The sequence below is a fragment of the Cobetia sp. SIMBA_158 genome (assembly GCF_046566945.1).
In the GTDB taxonomy this organism is placed as follows: Bacteria; Pseudomonadota; Gammaproteobacteria; order Pseudomonadales; family Halomonadaceae; genus Cobetia; species Cobetia amphilecti.
Genome location: NZ_JAWJYL010000722.1, coordinates 1 through 254, shown reverse-complemented (window position 1 = coordinate 254; position 254 = coordinate 1). Strand labels below are relative to the sequence as shown.

The window sequence follows — 254 nt, the reverse complement described above, 5'->3', positions numbered from 1 at the left end:
ATAAAAACAGGCCACACATCTGAAGCTGGCTACAGCTTAGTTACATCAGCCACTAAAAATGGTATGCGTTTAATTGCTGTTGTTATGGGCACCTCAAGCGAGCGTGCACGTAAAGTAGAAAGCAAAAAACTACTTAACTACGGCTTTCGCTTTTTTGAAACAATTACACCTTACAAAGCGGGCGACAGCTTTGCAGAGCAGCGCATTTGGATGGGTAACAAAGAAAATGTATCGTTAGGTATTTTAGAAGACAC

At 41.3% G+C, this 254-nt stretch carries 1 pseudogene; it reads left to right on the top strand.

Features of this window, described 5'->3' with window-relative positions:
- Positions 1 to 254: pseudogene (locus tag R2R70_RS21710) on the top strand (serine-type D-Ala-D-Ala carboxypeptidase); the annotation flags it as partial.